At 73.9% G+C, this 18,489-nt stretch carries 18 protein-coding genes; 6 read left to right on the top strand and 12 right to left on the bottom strand.

Annotation, left to right across the window (positions count from 1 at the left end; all coding sequences use genetic code 11):
* Nucleotides 1-213: 213 nt before the first annotated feature.
* From RMN57_RS27415 to RMN57_RS27435, 5 genes are all read left to right on the top strand, one after another.
* Nucleotides 214-888, top strand: a complete 675-nt coding sequence (locus tag RMN57_RS27415; RefSeq protein ID WP_313765960.1) for a DedA family protein — start codon at nt 214-216, stop codon at nt 886-888.
* Nucleotides 889-908: 20 nt separating this feature from the next.
* Nucleotides 909-1,577 (top strand): phosphatase PAP2 family protein, encoded by a 669-nt coding sequence (locus RMN57_RS27420; RefSeq protein WP_380234739.1) that lies wholly within the window; start codon nt 909-911, stop codon nt 1,575-1,577.
* A gap of 180 nt (nt 1,578-1,757) precedes the next feature.
* Nucleotides 1,758-2,270 carry a pyridoxamine 5'-phosphate oxidase family protein gene (locus RMN57_RS27425; RefSeq protein WP_313765961.1) on the top strand — a complete coding sequence of 171 codons (513 nt, stop codon included), beginning with the start codon at nt 1,758-1,760 and terminating at the stop codon, nt 2,268-2,270.
* A gap of 113 nt (nt 2,271-2,383) precedes the next feature.
* Nucleotides 2,384-3,505: a TIGR03364 family FAD-dependent oxidoreductase gene (locus RMN57_RS27430; RefSeq protein WP_313765962.1), complete on the top strand. Its 1,122-nt coding sequence runs from the start codon at nt 2,384-2,386 to the stop codon at nt 3,503-3,505.
* Between the two features lie 12 nt (nt 3,506-3,517).
* A complete protein-coding gene (locus RMN57_RS27435; RefSeq protein WP_313765963.1) occupies nt 3,518-4,195 on the top strand; it encodes a phosphonatase-like hydrolase in 678 nt (225 codons plus the stop codon).
* A 41-nt stretch (nt 4,196-4,236) separates the two neighbouring features.
* On the opposite strand, the gene RMN57_RS27440 is transcribed toward RMN57_RS27435, so the two are convergent.
* The 11 genes from RMN57_RS27440 to RMN57_RS27490 all read right to left on the bottom strand — a co-directional run bounded on the left by RMN57_RS27440 (nt 4,237) and on the right by RMN57_RS27490 (nt 15,611).
* Nucleotides 4,237-5,055, bottom strand: a complete 819-nt coding sequence (locus RMN57_RS27440; protein WP_313765964.1) for a hypothetical protein — start codon at nt 5,053-5,055, stop codon at nt 4,237-4,239.
* A 51-nt stretch (nt 5,056-5,106) separates the two neighbouring features.
* Nucleotides 5,107-5,616 carry a SigE family RNA polymerase sigma factor gene (locus RMN57_RS27445; protein ID WP_313765965.1) on the bottom strand — a complete coding sequence of 170 codons (510 nt, stop codon included), beginning with the start codon at nt 5,614-5,616 and terminating at the stop codon, nt 5,107-5,109.
* 372 nt (nt 5,617-5,988) lie between these two features.
* Nucleotides 5,989-6,639 carry an HAD family hydrolase gene (locus RMN57_RS27450; protein WP_313765966.1) on the bottom strand — a complete coding sequence of 217 codons (651 nt, stop codon included), beginning with the start codon at nt 6,637-6,639 and terminating at the stop codon, nt 5,989-5,991.
* A 208-nt stretch (nt 6,640-6,847) separates the two neighbouring features.
* Nucleotides 6,848-8,797 (bottom strand): phosphocholine-specific phospholipase C, encoded by a 1,950-nt coding sequence (locus RMN57_RS27455; RefSeq protein ID WP_313765967.1) that lies wholly within the window; start codon nt 8,795-8,797, stop codon nt 6,848-6,850.
* A gap of 14 nt (nt 8,798-8,811) precedes the next feature.
* On the bottom strand, nt 8,812-10,233 hold the full coding sequence (locus RMN57_RS27460; protein WP_313765968.1) for an endonuclease/exonuclease/phosphatase family protein: 1,422 nt from the start codon (nt 10,231-10,233) through the stop codon (nt 8,812-8,814).
* Between the two features lie 209 nt (nt 10,234-10,442).
* Nucleotides 10,443-10,763, bottom strand: coding sequence for a multidrug efflux SMR transporter (locus tag RMN57_RS27465; RefSeq protein WP_313765969.1), 321 nt, complete (start codon nt 10,761-10,763; stop codon nt 10,443-10,445).
* 7 nt (nt 10,764-10,770) lie between these two features.
* The gene (locus RMN57_RS27470) at nt 10,771-11,463 is read right to left on the bottom strand and encodes an HAD family phosphatase (RefSeq protein ID WP_313765970.1); all 693 of its coding nucleotides are present in this window, start codon (nt 11,461-11,463) and stop codon (nt 10,771-10,773) included.
* Between the two features lie 33 nt (nt 11,464-11,496).
* Nucleotides 11,497-12,582: an ABC transporter ATP-binding protein gene (locus RMN57_RS27475; RefSeq protein ID WP_313765971.1), complete on the bottom strand. Its 1,086-nt coding sequence runs from the start codon at nt 12,580-12,582 to the stop codon at nt 11,497-11,499.
* 19 nt (nt 12,583-12,601) lie between these two features.
* A complete protein-coding gene (locus RMN57_RS27480; protein WP_313765972.1) occupies nt 12,602-13,447 on the bottom strand; it encodes an ABC transporter permease subunit in 846 nt (281 codons plus the stop codon).
* Nucleotides 13,435-14,400 carry an ABC transporter permease subunit gene (locus tag RMN57_RS27485; RefSeq protein WP_313765973.1) on the bottom strand — a complete coding sequence of 322 codons (966 nt, stop codon included), beginning with the start codon at nt 14,398-14,400 and terminating at the stop codon, nt 13,435-13,437. Before RMN57_RS27485 ends, RMN57_RS27480 begins: the two co-directional genes overlap by 13 nt.
* A 38-nt stretch (nt 14,401-14,438) precedes the next feature.
* Nucleotides 14,439-15,611, bottom strand: coding sequence for an ABC transporter substrate-binding protein (locus RMN57_RS27490; RefSeq protein WP_313765974.1), 1,173 nt, complete (start codon nt 15,609-15,611; stop codon nt 14,439-14,441).
* 309 nt (nt 15,612-15,920) lie between these two features.
* On the opposite strand from RMN57_RS27490, the gene RMN57_RS27495 reads away from it, so the two are divergent.
* Nucleotides 15,921-16,706 (top strand): GntR family transcriptional regulator, encoded by a 786-nt coding sequence (locus tag RMN57_RS27495; RefSeq protein ID WP_313767986.1) that lies wholly within the window; start codon nt 15,921-15,923, stop codon nt 16,704-16,706.
* A gap of 110 nt (nt 16,707-16,816) precedes the next feature.
* Here the strand turns inward: RMN57_RS27495 and RMN57_RS27500 are convergent, their stop codons facing one another.
* Nucleotides 16,817-18,397 (bottom strand): phosphonate degradation HD-domain oxygenase, encoded by a 1,581-nt coding sequence (locus RMN57_RS27500; protein WP_313765975.1) that lies wholly within the window; start codon nt 18,395-18,397, stop codon nt 16,817-16,819.
* Nucleotides 18,398-18,489: the final 92 nt, after the last annotated feature.

The raw sequence follows: 18,489 nt of genomic DNA on the forward strand, positions 1-18,489 counted from the left end.
GGTCTGCCAAGTCGGCACGGACCGGGCTATGAGAGTGGACATGCCAAGACGGAATGACCCGCCTTGCGATGCACGAACCCCGACGCCGCGCGCTGATCCGACGCGAATTGTCGGACACGCCCTAGATTCGAGTGGATCGTCCGCCGTCCCGGAGGCGGCCGAGGGCGTGCGCCGCCGTGCTGCCGCCCGTCACCGCACGGAGGTCCGCCAGCCTTGCTCCCGTCACCCGTCGGCCCGGCCGTCGCCGCCCTCGCGGTGAACCCGCTGGACGCCTCGTCGCTGCTCGCCACGTTCGGCGCGCTCGGCATCGCCGTGGTGCTCTTCGCCGAGACCGGCCTGTTGATCGGCTTCTTCCTGCCCGGCGACTCGCTGCTCTTCACCGCCGGGCTGCTCTGCGTCCCGGGTGCGACCAAGGGGCCGCAGCTGGAGCTCTACCAGGTGATCCCGGCGGCCCTGGCCGGCGCGCTGGCCGGCGCCCAGGTGGGCTACCTGATCGGGCGGCGGGGCGGGCGGGCGCTGCTGCGCCGCACCAAGCGGAAGAGCCTGGAGGAGGGCGTGCAGCGGGCGGAGGGGCTGCTGGCCAGGTACGGGCCCGGAAAGGCGATCGTGCTCGCCCGGTTCATCCCCGTCGTCCGCACCGTGCTGAACCCGCTCTGCGGCGTGCTGGAGGTGCCGGTCCGCCCGTTCACCTTCTGGCAGGTGCTGGGCGGTTCGGTCTGGGTGGTCGGCCTGGTGCTGGCCGGGTACGCCCTCGGCTCGTCCGTACCTGATATCGACCGTTATCTGCTACCGATCGTCGGTCTGGTAGTAGTTGTCTCCGTGATTCCGATTGTTCTCGAAGTTTTCCGCGCCCGGAAGTCCCGCCGTGGTGGCGGTGACCCCCGGTGACGGTACCGGTGGTGCCCGCGGTGGCACCCGTGCGCGCCCTCGCCGTCTACGACGGCAGCGGCATCGACGGCGGCCTCTACCACCGGGTGGTCGGGTGGGCGGACGCCGCGCCGTACTGGCTGGACGAGCTGGTCCGGATCTGGTCCGCGCTCGGCCTCGGCCTGTTCGCCGTCCTGATGACCCTGGCCTGGTGGCGGGCGCGCGGGGCCGGCCCGGCCGTGATGGCCCGGGTGCTGGCCTCGCCGTTGATCGTGGTCGCGGCCTACGCCGTCAACTCGGTGTTCAAGGGCGTGGTGGAGGAGGTCCGCCCCTGCGCCCAGCTGGGGGTGCGCGGCACGCTGGAGGCCTGCCCGGGCACGGGCGACTGGTCGTTCCCGAGCAACCACACGGTGATCGCCGTGGCCGCCGCGGCCGCGCTCTGGTGCGCGGACCGGCGGCTGGGCGCGATCGCCGCCGTCGCCGCCGTGCTCATGGGCGCCTCCCGGGTCTGGGTCGGCGTGCACTACCCGCACGACGTCCTGGTCGGTGCGGTGGTCGGCGTGCTGGTGGCCGTCCCGCTCGCCCTGGCCGCCGGGCGGGCCGCACCGCTGGTCGACCGGGCGCGCGGCGGGGCGCTGCGGCCGTTCCTCGGCGCCGGCGCCGCCGCGCCCGCCCCGGGCGGCGTCCCGCTGGAGTCGCAGCGGCGCTAACCCTTTCTTTCGGATGCCGCCCCTGCCGATCGGGCCATGACGTAGGGCCCTTGTGTGGCCGGGGCGGTGGGGAGAGCATGTGAGCCGGGCGCGAGGCCCCTGGGGAACCGGGGCGTCCGCCCGGCTCAGTCGTGCGCGGGCGTCGCGGCGCCCGGCCGTGCCAGCGGAGGGGTGTGCCAATTGCCGTACCGACTCGACATCACACAGGGGGAGTGGCCGGCCGGGGAGCTGCGCAAGGGCGTGGAGGGTCTGCTGGCCGAGGCCATGGTGCTCACCCTCGCCACCGCCGGGCACGAGCACGGCCCGCACGCCAACCTGGCCTTCTTCGCGTACGACGACGACCTCGTCCTGTACTTCGTCAGCGAGCGCGCCACCCGGCACAGCCACCACCTCGCCGAGGAGGCCCGGGCGGCGGCCACCGTCTTCCTGCCCCCGCCGGTCTTCGGCGAACAGCTGCGCGGGATCCAGCTGACCGGGAGCGCGGGCGAGGCGTGGGGGCGGCAGGCGGAGGCCGCGTTCGCGGCGTACCAGGGCCGGTTCCCCTCCTTCGGGCAGGACCCGGAGGTGCGCCGGCAGTACCTGGCCAACGCGGGCGCGGCGGCGCTGTACCGGTTCCAGGTGGAGGAGCTGACGGCGGTGGACGAGCCCAACTTCGGCCGGCGCAACTACCTGCGGGCCACCGTCGTCCGCTGACCGCCGGCGCCGGCCGGCCGCGGCTCGGGTTGTCTGTACAACTTTTCGACCGATTCACCTCCGGGACCGGTTCTGGACTCCCTTCGTCCACCTCGCCGCATCAGCCTGGCCGCATGAGAGTCATCGTCGTAGGAGCAGGCGTGCTCGGCACCATGCACGCCTGGCAGGCCGTCGAGCGCGGCCACGAGGTCGTCCACCTGGAGCGCGAGGCCGAGGCGCGCGGCGCCTCCGTGCGCAACTTCGGTCTGGTCTGGGTCAGCGGCCGCGCCGCGGGTGAGGAGCTGGACACCGCGCTGCGCGCCCGCGAACTCTGGGAGCGGATCGGCGCGCGGGTGCCCGACCTCGGTTTCCGGGCCAACGGCTCGCTCACCGCGATCCGCACCGGGGCCGAACTCGCCGTCGCCGAGCAGGCACTGACGCTGCCGGACGCCGCCGCGCGCGGCTACAAGCTGCTCGACGCCGACGAGACCCGCGCGGCCAACCCGGCCCTGCGCGGCGAGCTGCTCGGCGCCCTGTGGTGCGAGCGGGACGCCGCCGTCGAGCCGCGCACCGCCCAGCCCGCGCTGCGCGCCGCGCTGGAGGCCGGCGGCCGCTACACCTTCCTGCCCGGGCGCGAGGTCCGCGAGGTGATCGGCGAGAACGCCGTCCGCGACGACCACGGCGACGTCCACACCGGCGACCTCGTCGTCCTCTGCACCGGCGCCTGGCTGGGCGGCCTGGTCCGCGAGCTGGCGCCCGCCCTGCCCGTCCGCAAGGTGCGGCTGCAGATGATGCAGACCGACCGGCTGGGCGAGGACCTCACCACCTCGGTCGCCGACGGCGACAGCTTCCGCTACTACCCCGCCTTCGCCGGCAGCGCGCTGGAGCAGCTCAAATCCGCCCAGCCGCAGCCGCCGGTCGCCGCCGAGCACAAGATGCAGCTGCTCATGGTCCAGCGCCGCGACGGCGGCCTGACCATCGGCGACACCCACGAGTACGACCAGCCGTTCGGCTTCGACGTGGTCGAGGACCCGTACGACCACCTGGTCGGCGTGGCCGAGGAGCTGCTCGGCCGCCCGCTGCCGCGGATCCGCCGCCGCTGGGCCGGCGTGTACGCGCAGTGCGTCGACACCACCCGGGTCGTCCACCGCGAGCGCGTGCGCGACGCCGTCTGGCTGGTCACCGGCCCGGGCGGCCGCGGCATGACCTGCTCACCGGCCATCGCCGAGACCACCGCCGACCTCGCCAACCTGTAAGGAACACCGCACATGTCGCTTGACATCCGCCTCGTCGTACTCGACATGGCCGGCACCACCGTCGCTGACGACGGCCTGGTCGAGCAGGCCTTCCAGGCCGCCGCAGGCCGGCTCGGCGTCGAGGCCGGCAGCCCCGAGCACGCGCGCATGCTGGAGCACGTGCGCGCCACCATGGGCGAGTCCAAGATCTCCGTCTTCCGGCACCTGTTCGGGGAGGAGGAGAAGGCGCAGACGGCCAACGCCGCCTTCGAGGCCGCGTACCACGACCTGGTCGACGCGGGGCACTGCGCCGCCCTCCCGGGTGCGGCCGAGGCGATCGCCGAACTCCGCGGCCGGGGCCGCAAGGTGGTCCTGACCACCGGCTTCTCCCGGTCCACCCAGGACCGCATCCTCACCGCGCTCGGCTGGGAGTCGATCGCCGACCTCACGCTCTGCCCGGCCGAGGCCGGCCGCGGCCGCCCGTACCCGGACCTCGCGCTCACCGCCCTGCTGCGGACGTCCACCGAATCCGTCCGGCAGATCGCCGTCGCCGGGGACACCGGCTACGACATGCTGACCGGCACCCGGGCCGGCGCCGCCGTCGTGGCCGGCGTGCTGACCGGCGCCCACGGCGAGGAGCGGCTGCGGGCGGACGGCGCCACCCACGTGCTGGCGTCCGTCGCCGAGCTGCCGGCGCTGCTGGCGGGCTGACCCCCACCCGGGCGGGCGCGGCGCGGGCCGCGCCCGCCCGGCTACCGGTACCAGTGCGGGCTTAGCGCGATGGCCTTCAACTGGTCGAGGCTCAGCGGGGGTTCGGCGCGGGTCGGGCGGATCGGGGTCGCCCCGAGGCGCTGGTCGGTGTTGACCTCGGACACGTTGACGTAGCGGCCGTCGGGGCGCACGGCCGACACCAGCCACAGCCGGTAGCCGCTCGCCAGCGTGGTCTTCTCGCCGGCCACGACGGTGCCGTCCGGCAGCACGTCGCGGAAGAGCTGGGAGGGGTTGCCGGTGCCGGCGTCGGACATCGCGTCCCGGACCCGGATGTCGATGGTCGCCGCCCCTTGGCCGTCGTCGTAGACCAGCGACGCACCGGCCGGGAGACCGTCCGGGGCATCCGTGACCCGGCCGTTGGCGAAGCTGCCGCGGCTCACGGGTCGGGTCACCTCTCCCGGTGGCAGGAACGCGGCCAGCTGGTCGGCGATCGGCCCGGACCGCGGTCCGCCGGTCGGCAGGTTCGCCGGTGCCGGCGCGGTGGGCGAGGCCGTTCCGGTGGCCGTGCCCGTCGGGGCGGGTGCGTTGCTCGCCGTGCGCGTCGCAGAGGCGACCGGTCCGGCCGGCGCCGCCGGTGCGGCCGCCTGCGGGGAGAGCTGCACCGCCCCGAGGACCGAGACGCCGGCCACCGCGGCGGCGGCCGCACCGAGCTGGACCCGCCGGACCAGTCGCAGCCGCCGCCCCCGGGCGGCCGCGCGGAGGACGAGGTCGGGGGAGTGCGGTTCGAACTGCTGCGAGGCCTGTCGCAGCGCCGTGTGCAGGCGCTCGGCGGAGGCCGGGGGAGTCTGATCGGGGGTCACGGTGCGCGTCTCCGTTCCGGTGGAGTGTGGGTGCCGGGCCTGCTGGCCCGATCAGATCCGTTCGAGGTCGGCGAGCAGCCCGTCGCCGAGGACGGCCCGCAGCTTCTGCAGGGCTCGCAGGCTGCGGGTGCGGACGGTGCCCGCGCTGAGGTGGAGCATCCGGGCGGTCTCCTCGACCGGCCGGTCCTCCCAGTAGCGCAGCACCAGCACCGCGCGGTCCTTGGGCGCGAGCTGCGCCAGGCCGTCCAGCAGCGTCAGCCGGAGGTCCGGGTCGCCGGAGGCGGCGGCGGGAGCGCTCTCGGGGAGGAAGTCGACCGGGCGCTCATGGGCGCTGCGCCGACGCCGGTACGAGGTGAACGTGCGGACCAGCACGGTGTGCGCGTAGGCGATCGGCGACTCGGTGCGGTCGATCCGGCGCCAGGACCGGTACATCTTGGCGAGGGTCTCCTGGACCAGGTCCTCGGCCAGGTGCCGGTCGCCGGTGAGCAGGCACGCCGTGCGGAACAGCTGGTCGCTACGGGCATGGGCGAACTCCAGGAAGTCCGCGGGCGTTTCCCCCACCGTGTGATCCCCTCTCGAACGAACGTCACCCCAGACACGCGCTCGGAGGGCTTCCGCGTTACAGCGGTCCGCGGACCGGATCCGGACGAGGTGGTGGTCGGGTCCGGCGAGGATGCCCGGCCGGGCCCGGTGCTCGTGCCCGTTCCGGAGGGAAGTCCGGGAGGAACCGCCTCCGCCTCGGCCCCGCGCCGGGGCACCGCGCGGTCGAGGCTGCCCGGCCGGAGGCGCTCGGCGCCGTCCGGGTGGACGCCGGGCAGCCGGCCGACGCGCCGCGGACGGTGCCGGCGGTCCCGGAGGGGAACGCGTTCCGCGTGCCGGACCCGTAGCGCTCGCCGGTGGCCTGACGGCCCGCCCGCCGGTCCGGCGGCGGGCTCAGCCGGTGGCGAGCAGGGCCGGCAGGTCGCGCATGTCGTGGAAGACGGTGGCTCCCGCGCCCGCCAGTCGCCCGGCCGGGGTGAGGCCGCCGGCGTAACCGAAGGCGCGCATGCCGGCGGCGCGGGCCGCCTCGACGCCGGGCCGGCTGTCCTCGACCACCGCGCAGGCCGCCGGGTCGACGCCGAGCTGCCGGGCGGCGTGCAGGAAGAGGTCCGGGGCCGGCTTGCCGCGGGCGACCTCGGTGGCGCTGAAGATGCGGCCGGCGAAGTGGTCGTACAGCCCGGTACGGCCGAGGGTGTGGCGCATCTTCTCGTGCGAGCCGCTGGAGGCCACGCAGGTCGGCAGGGTGATCGCGGCGAGTGCCTCGGGGAGGCCGTCGACCGGGGTGAGGCCGGCGTCCACGGCCTCGGCATGGAGCTCCTCGAAGCGCTTCGACCAGACGGCGGCGGTCTCCGGGCCGAGCCGTTCGGCGACCTGCTCCCCGATGGCGGCGTGGGACCGCCCGATGAACCGCTCGACCACCTCCGCCTCGGTGAGCGGCCAGCCCAGTTCGGCTCCCAGGGCGACCTGGACGCGGGCCGCGATGCGCTCGCTGTCGACCAGGACGCCGTCGCAGTCGAAGACGACGAGTTCTATCGGCTTGATCATTCCGGCAGCCTACGGGCGGACACCGGGCCGGCGGGGCGGGTTCACCCAAGCCGGAGCGGGAAGCCGGGGAGCATCGCCGGAGTGGGAAGCCGGAGTGGGAAGCCGGAGCGGGAAACCGGAGCGGGAAACCGGGGGGGGGCGGCGCCGGAGCGGGAAGTCGGACGGGCCGACTTCCCGCTCCGGGTGGGTGCCGCGGCGCGGCGCCGGGTCAGTGCAGGGTGCCGGCGTAGCGCTGGGCGAAGCGGGTGCCGGTCGGCGCGGTGACGGTGACGTCGTAGCGGGACTGGTCGAGCGGGTAGCCGGCGGTGGCCGAGCCGCCGGGCTGGACCCGGACGGTCTGGACGGTGCCCGCGTAGTCGTTCGGCGTGAGGGTGAAGGTGATCGGGGTCTTCCCGGCGTTGGTGAGGGTGAAGGTCAGGGCGGTGGCGCCGGGGGCGGCGGTGACGATCGGCACCGCGACGTCGTCCTGTTCGGCGCGGACGACGCTGCCGGCGAAGCGGCGGACGAAGCCGTCCGGGCCGTGCACGGTGAAGTCGTAGCGGCCGTCGGTGGCGGCGGCGTCCCAGGTGTGGGTGCGGGTGGCGCCGGGGGCGACCGTGTAGGGCGTGCCGGCGAAGGCGTACACGATGTTCGGGTAGACGGTGAACGGGAAGGCCGCCGTGCCGTTGTTGCCCATGGTGCAGGTGACCAGACCGGTGGACCGGTCGACGGTGACGTCCGCCCACGGCCGGTAGGGCAGCCGCCGGTGCGGGCGCGGGCCTGGCTCCGGCACCGGCATGGACTGGGTGCCGACCGCCGGCAGGGCCACGCCCGGCAGCTTGGCGCCGGCGTCGGCCTTGGCCATCAGGGCGACGGTGTCCGGGAGTTGCGGGATCGAGTGGTCCGGCACGGTGAAGTCGAAGCAGCTGGTGAGGTCGCCGCAGACGGCCCGGCGCCAGGCCGAGATGTTGGGCTCGGCCACGCCGGTGACCTGCTCCATGAAGCGCAGGACGGAGGTGTGGTCGAAGACCTGGGAGTTGACCCAGCCGCCGCGCGACCAGGGCGAGGCGACCCAGAGCGGGACGCGGTTGCCCAGGCCGATGGCGCGGCCCTGGGTGAACTCCTCGGGCGTGCCCGGCTCGGGGGTGGGCGGGACCATGTGGTCGAAGTAGCCGTCGTTCTCGTCGTACATGACCAGGAACACGGTGTGCTGCCAGACCGCCGGGTTGGACATCAGCGACTGCAGCGCCGTGTTGACCCAGTGCGCGCCGTAGTCCGGGCTGGCACTCGGGTGTTCGCAGAACAGGTAGGGCGCGACCAGCCAGGAGATCGTCGGCAGGGTGCCGTCCTTGCAGTGGGCGTCGAACGCGGTGAGGTCGAACCTGGTCATCGCGTTGACGTACCGCGGGTCGGTGGCCGGGAAGTTGTGGAACTGCTTGAAGTACGACAGCGCGTTGTCGTCGTAGTCGCCGGTCCGGTCGTCCTTGCTGGGGTTGTGGTAGACCCGCCAGGAGACGCCGGCGGCCTGGAGGCGTTCGGCGTAGGTGGTCCAGTCGGCGACCGGATTGTCGGTGACGGGGGTGTTGTCGATCCAGGGGCCGGTCGTGCCGTCCCGGCCGGGGCCGGCGGTACCGGTCCACAGGTAGAGCCGGTTCGGGTCGGTCGGGCCCGCCAGGGAGCAGAAGTAGGCGTCGCAGAGGGTGAAGGCGTCGGCCAGCGCGTACTGGTACGGGATGTCGGCCCGGGTGAAGTACCCCATGGTGCGCTCGCCCTTGGCGGCGATCCACTTGTTCATCGCGCCGTTGTTGATCGCCTGGTGGCCGGTGGCCCAGTCGTGGGCGAGACCGCCGGCGTTCTGCGCGTTGTACTTCGAGGTGTCCATCCGGTACGGCAGCATCACGCCGCCGTCGCTGCGCCCGGCGTCGGGCTGGCGGAAGACGTCGGTGCCGTCGGGGAACTGCAGCGCCTGCCGGTCGGCGAAGCCGCGGACGCCGTTCAGCGTGCCGAAGTAGTGGTCGAAGCTGCGGTTCTCCTGCATGAGGACGACGACGTGCTTGACGTCGGCGATGCTGCCGGAGGCGGTCGCGGCCGAGGCGGCCGCGGTGGGCAGGCCGGTGAGGGCGGCGGCGCCGGCGGCCGCGGTGGCGCCGACGAAGGTGCGGCGGGAGAGTTCGGACATCGCGGGCTGGCCTCTCAGAGCTGGAAGGTGGCGACGGCGGCGGCGCAGTCCGAGGGCCAGCCGTTGCCGGCGGCGCTCGGCTCGGGCTGGGGCCAGCCGGTGGCGAGCGTGTGGGCCTCGACCAGGGTCAGCGGGCCGGCGGAGTGCACGGCCGCGATCCGGTCCTGCGGCTCGGCCTTGCCGGCGGCGCGCTGCTTGCGGGTCGGCGACCAGGTGGCGCCGGGGGAGGCGGCCGGGTCCGGGTGGGCGGCGCGGAAGCTGTCGGTCAGTCCGGCGCCCTGGAGGGCGGTGGTGACCGGCCAGGCGAGCGGCCCGACCCCGCTGTGGGCGGGGGCGGTGGCGGCCGTCCAGTCGAGGTGCGAGGGGGAGGCGAGGTCGGCGCCGAGCACGACGGCGCGGCCGCCCGCGGCGTCGGCCTGGACCGCGGCGGCCAGCGCCCTGGCCTGCTGGACCCGCACGGAGGCGTTCTCGGCGGCCGTCACCTGGGCGGCGCTCTGGCCGTCCTGGACGGCGTACGGGCCGTAGCCGGACTCGTCGAGGTGGGCGGCCCAGAACCGGACGGTGCGGCCGCCGGGCAGCTGGAGGGTCGCCCCGGCGGCCGGCAGTGAGGCGGTGGTCGCGGTGACGGCGGTGAGCGGGTAGCGGCTGAGGATGCCGACGCTGCCGGCGCTCTGGTAGGCGTACCAGCCGAGGGCCGTGGCCAGCTTCTGGGCGGCGGTGCCGGCGGTCTCCTGGAGGGCGAGCACGTCCAGGCCCTGGGTGAGGACCACCCGCAGCTGCTTCTCCAGCCCGTCGGTGAACGCGGCGCCCGCATTGGCGAGGTTCCAGCTCGCGGCCTTGAGCCGCGGCGCGGTGGCCGGGTCGACCACGGGGACGGTGAGCGTGAGGGCGTCGGCGGCGCCGCCGGTGTCCTTGACGCCGACCAGGAGCTGGACCTCGCCGGTGCTCGCGGGCGCCGTGCCGGTGACCGTGCCGTCGGAGGCCACCGCGAGCCAGGCGGGCCCGGAGACCCTGCGGAAGGTCGGCGTGCCGGCGGTGCGGCACCAGAGGCCGCCGAGCCGGACGGAGACGGGCGCGCCGGGGGCGACGGCGGTGGCGGTGAGCGCGTCCACCGCCAGGTGCGGGCGGACCGGCGCGGGCTTGGGCCGGAAGCTGAAGGGCGTCGTCTGCGCGAGGATCCCGTAGCCGTCCTTGGCCAGCAGGTAGGCGGTGTACGGGCCGCCGGTGAGGGCGGAGGTGTCGAGCTGGACGTCGCCGGAGGCGGCCGGGGTGTACTTCCAGAGCAGCGAGGCGCCGTTGCCGGGCTGGCGGGTCCCGTCGTAGACGCCGACCCAGTTCCTGCTGTCGGGCGCGTCGGTGGTCCAGTGGAAGGTGAGCTTGTCGCCCTCGGTGGGGCTGGTGGGCGAGGCGAGGGTGAGGGTGCTGCCTGTGGCCACGGAGGTCCTTCGGGTCGGGTGGGGCCCGGCGGGGGAGCGGCGCCGAGTTGGCTGGACAACTGGACGCCCATTGACCCGAAGGACGGCGTACTGCGCGTGAACGCGGCATGACCGGTTGTGGGGAAGGTGGACAACTCACCGTTGAGTCTTGGTCGTTGACGAACGGGTGAGGCCCGGCGGTGCCGTCACCGCCGGGCCCCGTCCGTTCGTCAGTGGCTGCCCCTCAGATTGAGCACCACCACTCCGACGATCACCAGGGCTATGCCCAGCCACTGCAGCCGGCCCAGCGACTCGCCGAAGGCGACCACGCCTATGCCGGCCACCGCGGCCGTGCCGGCACCCGACCAGACCGCGTACGCGACCGAGACCGGGATGTGCTTCAGGGCGCGGCCGAGCAGCACGAAGGAGAGGACGTAGCCGATGGCCACGCCCACGCTCGGCCAGAACCGGCTGAAGCCTTCGGTCAGCTTCAGGCAGCTGGTCGCGCAGACCTCGCTGAGGATCGCCAGGGAGAGGAGTACGTAGGGCATAGGAGAATCAAACCCCGGGCGCGGTGCTGATCTTTCCGAGGAGGGCCAGGTCGGCCCGCTCCAGGCTGTCCAGCAGGGTGATCCGGGACCCGTCCGGGATCGCCACGTCGCTCGACGGCACGGCGAGCACCGCGCACCCCGCCGCGGTGGCGGAGGCCACGCCGGTCGGGGTGTCCTCGACGGCGACGCACGCGGCGGGGTCGAGGCCGAGGTGCTCGGCGGCGGCGAGGTACGGGTCCGGGGCGGGCTTGGTGCGCGGGGTGTCCTCGGCGGCGAGGGTGACCGCGAACCAGTCGCGGCCGATGGTGCCCAGCACCATGTCGACCACCCGGCGGGGCGAGGCGGAGACCAGCGCGGTGGGCACCCGGGCGTCCCGCAGCTCGGCCAGCAGGGCGAGCGCCCCCGGTCGGGGGACGGTCTCGGCGGCGACCTTGCCGGCGAAGGAGTCGCCGAGCCGGGCGGCGAGCTCGGCCTCGCTGAGCGCGGTGCCGCTGACCCGGTGCAGGTGCGCGGCGGTGTGCTCGATGGCCTGGCCGAGCACCTCGGGGGCGTCGGTCTCGGTGAGCGGGTGGTGCAGCTCGTCCGCCAGCTCGGCGGCGGCCTGCCACCACAGGTGCTCGGTGTCGACCAGGGTGCCGTCCATGTCGAAGAGGACGGCCGCGGGCAGGGCGGGAACGGCGGGGACAGCGGAATCAGGCATGGCGGTACCTTCGGTGGATCATCGGGAGGCGGATCAGACGGTACGGCGGTCCACCAGGACCGGGCGCTCCGGCAGCGCCAGCGCGGCGCGCGAGCCGATCGGCAGCGCGGCGGCGGCCTCGGTCGGCAGGTCGGCCTTGACCTCGGTGCCGTCGTCGAGCCGGACGGTCAGCCGGGTCACGGCGCCCAGGAAGGACGCGGCGACCACCAGCGCCCGGCCGTGCTCGTTCGGGGCCAGCGCGACGTTCTCGGGGCGGACGAGCACCTCCAGGGAGCCGTCGGCCGGCACCGCGCCGTCCACCGCGTGGCGGCGGCCGAGCACCTCGACGCCGTCCCCGCTGCGGACGCACGGGATCCGGCTCATGGTGCCGACGAACTCGGCGACGAAGGCGGTGGCCGGGCGGGCGTACAGCTCGGACGGGGTGGCGCACTGCTCCAGCCGGCCGGCGCGCAGCACCGCGACCCGGTCGGCCATCGACAGCGCCTCCTCCTGGTCGTGGGTGACGAACAGGGTGGTGATCCCGAGCTCCTGCTGCAGGCGGCGGATCTCCTCGCGCAGCGAGAGCCGCACCTTGGCGTCCAGGGCGGAGAGCGGCTCGTCCAGCAGCAGCACGCGCGGCTTCAGGGCCAGCGCCCTGGCGAGCGCGATGCGCTGCTGCTGGCCGCCGGACATCTGGTGCGGGTAGCGGTCGGCGTGCTGCGGCAGGCCGACCAGCTCCAGCAGCTCCTGGGCGCGCCGGCGGCGCTGGGCCTTGCCGGTGCCGCGCATCCGCATGCCGAAGGCGACGTTGTCGGCGGCGGTCAGGTGCGGGAAGAGGCTGTAGGACTGGAACACCATGCCGGCGTCCCGCTTGTGCGCGGGGATCGCCGTGATGTCCTTGCCGTCGACCAGGACCTGGCCCGAGTCGTGCTGCTCGAAGCCGGCCAGGATGCGCAGCGCGGTGGTCTTGCCGCAGCCGGAGGGGCCGAGCAGGGCGAGCAGCTCGCCCGGGTGGACGGTCAGGTCGAGGCCGTCCAGCGCGGTGGTGGCGCCGAAGGTGCGGCGCAGCGAGCGGAACTCGACGGTCGCACCGCCGGGAGCGAGGGGGACGCCGGCGACGGGGGCGGTAACCGTGGTCATGGGGGGTACTCCGGGGGTTTCAGGAGGTGGTCTTGGTGCCGCGCTCGCGGCCGACGGTGGCCAGCAGGAGCAGCAGCAGCCAGGTGATCAGCAGGCTCAGGATGGAGACCGCCACCGACATGTGGGCCTGGCTGTTGCCGACCGAGTAGATCCACACCGGGAAGGGCTGGTAGCCGAGGATGGAGGCGGCGGTGAACTCGCCGAGCACCAGCGCCAGCGTCAGGAAGGACGCGTTCAGCAGTGCGCCGCGCAGGTTGGGCAGGACGACGGTGAACACCGCGCGCGGCCAGGACGCGCCGCAGTTGCGGGCGGCCTCGACCAGGGTGCGGACGTCCACGGCGCGCAGGCCGGCGTCGATCGCCCGGTAGGCGAGCGGGAGCGACATCAGCACGTAGGCGATGACCAGGACCAGCGGGAAGTCCGGGTCCTGGACGAACACGAAGGTCTGGAAGAACGGCGTGTCCATCAGGTAGTCCGGGCCCCAGCGGAGCACGCCGATCAGGCCGGCGGTCAGCGCGACCGGCGGGACGACCAGCGGCAGGGTGCAGAGCACGTCGATCACCGGGCGCAGCCGGGGCGAGCCGAGCCGGACCGCGATCAGGGCCGGCACCAGCAGGAGCAGCAGCACCAGGACGGTGACGACGGCCAGGCCGAGGGTGAGCCAGAGGCTGTCCAGGAAGCCCTCGGCGCTCAGCAGACCGGTGTAGGCCGCGAAGGAGAAGCCCTTCGGGTCGTCGATCGAGAAGTACCCGGCGGCGGCCAGCGGTACGACGAAGTAGATCCCGGTGAGCAGCAGGACGGCGCCGCGCCACCAGCGCACCTTGCGGCGCGGGGGCGTGGTGCGGGCGGGGGTCAGCTGAGCCATCGGGCGCTCCGGCGCTGGAGGGGGAGGTAGACGGCCATCACCAGGACGGCCACCACGATCATGTTGAGGCTGAGGGCGAGGGCGAGGTTGCCCTGGCCGACCAGGACGTTGCCGGAGAGCGCGTCCGCGATCGAGCGGCTGACCAGCGGGACGGTCGCGCCGACCATGGCGGCGGCGGTGGCGTACGCGGCGAAGGCGCTGCCGAAGAGCAGGACGAAGCCGCCGAGCAGCGAGGGCAGCAGGATCGGCAGCGCGACGTGGCGCCAGTACTGCACGGTGGTGGCCCGGTTGTTGTGGGCCGCCTCGCGCCACTGGACCCGCAGGCCGTCCAGGGCCGGGGTGATGGTGAGCACCATCAGCGGGATCAGGAAGTACAGGTAGACGATGGTCAGACCGGTGAACGAGTAGAGCGTCCAGCCGTGGTCGGTGAGGTGCAGCAGCTTGGTGACCTCGCCGGCGTTGCCGAGGGTGGCGACGAACGCGAAGGCGAGCGGCAGGCCGCCGAAGTTGGCGAGCACGCCGGAGGCGGTCAGCACGGCCTGGCGCAGCCAGGCGTGCCGGGAGGTCACCACGGCCTGGGCGATCGGCAGGCCGATCACGGTGGCGAGCAGCGCGGTGAGCGCGGACAGCTTGAGGCTGCTGACCATCGCCGTCCAGTACGCGCCCTGGACGGAGGCGGTGACGTTGTCGAGGGTGAACTGGCCGCCGCCGCCCTCCGCGTCGGTGGAGGTGGTGAAGGCGCCGATCACGATCGCGACGGCCGGCAGGCCGAAGCCGATCACGAAGAAGACGAAGAGCGGCACGGTGGCGAGCCAGGAGGCGCCGCCGAGGCGCCGGCGGGGGCGCCGGCGGGGGGTGGGGGTGGTCGTCGTGGCGGTGGCGGACGCCCCCGCGCCGCCACCGTGGTCGGTGGCGGCGGGGGTGGTCGGCACCGGGGTGGGAGCCGTGGTCATGTGTGGGATCAGCCCGTTCGATTCTTGCTGACGACTCGTCAGCCCGCGATCGCCTTGGTCCAGTTCTCGGTGACGACCTTCTTGGCCGCGGTGATCTGGTCCTGGGTCGGGAAGGTGGTGAACGGCTTCTCGACGGTCGGCAGCTTGGCGGCGGCCGCGGCGTCCAGGGTGCCGTCCTTCTTCAGGGCGTCGAAGGTGGCCGGGGTGGCGTAGCCGCCCAGGAAGAGGTTCTGGCCCTCGGCGCTGAACAGGTACTCCTGCCACAGGCGGGCGGCCGCCGGGTGCGGGGCCCACTTGTTGATGCCCTGGTTGTAGAACTGGGCGTAGCTGCCGTCGCCGGGGACGGAGACCTTCCAGTCGACGCCCTTGTCCTTGAACTCGTCGGTGTAGCCGGCGTTCAGGTAGGACCAGTCGATCGAGATCGGGGTCTCGCCCTTCTCGATGGTGGCCGGGGTGGACTCGACCGGGTTGAAGTTGCCCGAGCTCGTCAGCTTGCCGAAGAAGTCGATGCCGGGCTGGATGTTGTCCAGCGAACCGCCGTTGGCGAGCGCGGCCGCGTAGACGCCGCCGAAGGCGGAGCCGGACTTGGTCGGGTTGCCGTTGAGGGCGACCTGGCCCTTGTACTCGGGCTTGAGCAGGTCGGCGAAGGTCTTCGGGCAGTTGGCGATCTTCTTGGCGTCGCAGCCGATCGAGATGTAGCCGCCGTAGTCGTTGACGCGGGCGCCGCTCGGGTCCTTCATGGTGTCCGGCACCTTGTCGAAGGTGGCGACCTTGTAGGGGGCGAGCAGGCCGTCCTTGACCGCCTGGACGGCGAAGGCCGAGCCGAGGTCGACGACGTCGGGGGCGCGGTCCTGGCCCTTGCGGGAGGTGATCGCGTTGATCTCGTCCTGGCTGGAACCGTCCGGGTTCTCGTCCTCGATCTCGATGCCGTACTTGGCCTTGAACGAGTCCATGATCTTGCCGTAGTTGGCCCAGTCCTTGGGCAGCGTGATGACGTGCAGCTTGCCCTCCTTCTTGGCCGCGGCGACCAGGGCGTCCATCCCGCCGAAGTCGGCGGCCGAGGTCGCCTCCTTGGCGTCCTTGGCGCCGGCCTTGGCGGCGTCGCCCGACTTCGCACTGGACGAACCGGCGGAGCCGCAGGCGGTGAGGGAGAGGGCGGCTGCGGTCAGTACGGCCGCGAAGGCGGCGGCGCGGGCACGGTGCACGGTCACGGGTCAGTCTCCTGATCGGGGGCGTACTGCGAGGGGGGAGTGCGAGGCTTGGAGGTCGGGGGGCGGCCGCCTCGGATGATCCCGAGTTGACTAGCCAACTTCGCCCGACGGGGGTAAGTACGCCGGAGTCCGGTGACGGGAAGGTGAACGGATGGCCCAGAACCGGGGTCGGCTGTGGGAACGGTCGAATCAGGCCATCGGTGAGTGATCGGCCGAGTGCGATGCTTCGAGGGCGCAGCGGGATAAGGTCGGGCTGTCCGCGCCGGTACGGCTGCGCAGGACACCGCCCCAGGAGGGACATTGACTGACGTGGCACTGGAGCCCGAACGCCCCGCCGCTCAGGAGCGCGGCTCCGGCGCGCTGTACCGCAAGGTGGCCGCCGACCTGCGCGAGGCGATCACCACCGGCGCGTTCGGCGAGGCCGGCCGGCTGCCCGCGGAGGGCGCGCTCGCCGAGCAGTACGGCGTCTCGCGCGGCACCGTCCGGCAGGCGCTGGCCGTGCTGCGCTCGGACGGGCTGGTCACCTCCCGCCGCGGCACCCGCCGGGTCGTGCTGGGCACCGCCCGGGTGCAGAGCTTCTCCGAGCTGCTCAGCTTCACGCACTGGGCGTACTCGATGGGCGAGGAGCCCGGTGGCATCCTCGACTCGCTGGTGCGCCGCCCGGCCGACGCCGCCGAGCGCGAGCAACTGCGCCTGGAGCCGGGCTCGGAGGTGTACGTGACGGTCCGTCTGCGCACCCTCTCCGGCACGCCGGTGATGGTCGAGCGGACGATCTACCCGCCCCGGGTCGGCGAGATCGTCGCCCAGCTGCCGCCGGACGTGGTCTCGCACACCGAGGTGCTGCGCGAGCACGGCATCCTCTTCACCGACGCCGACCACACCATCGACATCGTCGCGGCCAACGCCGAGGACGCCCGGCTGCTCGGCTGCCGCCGCGGCGGCCCGCTGCTGCGCGAGCGGCGCCGCACCACCGACCCGACCGGCACCCCGGTGGAGTGGTCCCAGGACCGCTACCTGCCGGGGACGGTGGCCTTCAGCGTGCACAACTCCCTGGCCACCTCGGCCCTCTCCCGCCACGCCCGGGAGGGCGACTGACCGGCCGGCCGGCCGGGCGGTCGGAGCGGGCGCGGCCGGAACGGGCGGACGGGGCGGGAGGCCGCCGGCCGGCCCGGGGCCGGGCCCCGGACGGCCTCCCGCCCCCGGACTCACGCCATCAGGGCGGCGAGCAGCGGCCGGAAGTGCTCGAAGTCCGGCGTCGCGGCGTCCGCGTCCTTCGCCTGCTCGTCCCAGCGGCGCACCGCCACGGCGTCCTCGGCGCCCGGGTGGGCGGCGAACGCGGCGGCCTGCTCCTCGTTCATCGGCCCGCCCTGCACCTGCAGGGTGTACTCGGAGGCCTCGGAGAGCCGCGCCCGGTAGCCCGGCTCGACCGCGCACAGGTAGCGCTTGGCGGCCACGTGCAGCCGGATCGGCTCGGTGACCTCCGGGCCGAACCACTGCGCCAGCCACTGCGCGCCGGTGTCGCTGTGCCGGTTGTCCTGCCCCTGCATCAGGTCGCGTCCGTGCAGGGCCCCCTGGAAGTGGCCGACGTCGTGCAGCAGCGCGGCCGCGACCAGGTGCGGGGCCGCACCGGCGGCCTCGGCCAGTGCGCCGGCCTGCAGCATGTGCTCGGCCATGGTGACCGCCTCGCCCAGGTACTCGCCGGCGCCCTCGCCCGCGAACAGCTCGGCGATCGCGTCCAGCGCGGCGCCCCGGCGGTGCAGCACGGCGAGGGTGGACGCCAGCGCGTCCAGGTCGGCGTAGCAGCCCTGGAGGTGGCGCGCGCCGTCCTGCTCGAACGCCGTCCGGGCGTGCAGGAGGCGGGTGTTGTCGAAGATCAGGCAGTCGCCGCGGTCGAGCCGGAACTCCAGCTGCAGCTCCGGGCGGAGCGTGATCGCGGCGAAGCGGCGGTAGGCGGCGTAGAAGGCCTCCAGCTCGGCGGCGGAGCCGCGCAGGGTGCCGATCGAGCGGTTGTTGAACCGCACCTCGCGGATCCGCCCCAGCGCGTCCACGTCGATCAGCGGCCGGTCGGCGCGCAGCTCGGTGCCGCGGTCGCGGAAGACGAACGGGACGGGGGTGCGGGTGAGCACAGCGAAGGCCTCCGGCGCCTCCTCGCGCAGGAGCGCCGCCGCCCGGAAGCCGTCCACCAGGCCGGAGTCGCCGCCGGTCGCCGAGTTCTCCAGGCAGTGCAGCAGCTGGAGGGTGGGCACCGGGTCCCGGTACGGGTTGTCGGTGTGCGGGGTGATGGCGACGCTGGTGAACGCCAGGTTGTTCGGGTCCGGCTCGACCCGGACGTCGAACAGCTCGCCGTAGTTGGTGACGCGGACGAACCCGAACGTCCCGGCGACGGCGAGCACCTGTCGCTCCACCGCCGGCACCCCGCGGAGCACGGCGAAGCCGCTGCGCCGGACGGCGTCGAGCACGGCCGCCCGCTCGGCGGGGTTCCCGGTGTACGCGGCCCAGTCGGCCTCCGGGATCCCGCGGGCGAAGTCCGCCGCCACCCAGAGCCGCTTGTCGGCCTCCGTCCGCCCGTCCCCGTCGCGCTCGGCGCCCAGCCAGGCCAGCGGGTACCGCGACCGGTGCCCGTCCGACCAGAGCACCTCCAGGTTGCCGTCGATCCCGGTGCTCGCGGCGATCGAGAGGTCCTCGGGCAGGTCGTCGATCCGGAACAGCTTCTGCCCGTTCCGCGGGTCGCGGCACTCGGCACACGGGCAGTTGTCGCGCAGCCAGTACGGCGGCAGCTCGGACACGGTTCTCCTCCTGGGCGGCGTCTCATCGGGTGAAGTTGTATAGCCAACTTAGGCGTCTGGCTGGGAGCCTGCCGGGCGTCGGTGAGCTCCGC

The sequence above is a fragment of the Kitasatospora sp. CM 4170 genome, assembly GCF_032110285.1.
Taxonomy (GTDB): Bacteria; Actinomycetota; Actinomycetes; order Streptomycetales; family Streptomycetaceae; genus Kitasatospora; species Kitasatospora aburaviensis.

What these genes read in the sequence shown, in the direction of transcription:
- RMN57_RS27475 (WP_313765971.1), bottom strand. Translation starts at nt 12,582, where the DNA reads ATGACCACGGTTACCGCCCCCGTCGCCGGCGTCCCCCTCGCTCCCGGC.
- RMN57_RS27430 (WP_313765962.1), top strand. Translation starts at nt 2,384, where the DNA reads ATGAGAGTCATCGTCGTAGGAGCAGGCGTGCTCGGCACCATGCACGCC.
- RMN57_RS27480 (WP_313765972.1), bottom strand. Translation starts at nt 13,447, where the DNA reads ATGGCTCAGCTGACCCCCGCCCGCACCACGCCCCCGCGCCGCAAGGTG.
- RMN57_RS27450 (WP_313765966.1), bottom strand. Translation starts at nt 6,639, where the DNA reads ATGATCAAGCCGATAGAACTCGTCGTCTTCGACTGCGACGGCGTCCTG.
- RMN57_RS27470 (WP_313765970.1), bottom strand. Translation starts at nt 11,463, where the DNA reads ATGCCTGATTCCGCTGTCCCCGCCGTTCCCGCCCTGCCCGCGGCCGTC.
- RMN57_RS27465 (WP_313765969.1), bottom strand. Translation starts at nt 10,763, where the DNA reads ATGCCCTACGTACTCCTCTCCCTGGCGATCCTCAGCGAGGTCTGCGCG.
- RMN57_RS27485 (WP_313765973.1), bottom strand. Translation starts at nt 14,400, where the DNA reads ATGACCACGGCTCCCACCCCGGTGCCGACCACCCCCGCCGCCACCGAC.
- RMN57_RS27455 (WP_313765967.1), bottom strand. Translation starts at nt 8,797, where the DNA reads ATGTCCGAACTCTCCCGCCGCACCTTCGTCGGCGCCACCGCGGCCGCC.
- RMN57_RS27435 (WP_313765963.1), top strand. Translation starts at nt 3,518, where the DNA reads ATGTCGCTTGACATCCGCCTCGTCGTACTCGACATGGCCGGCACCACC.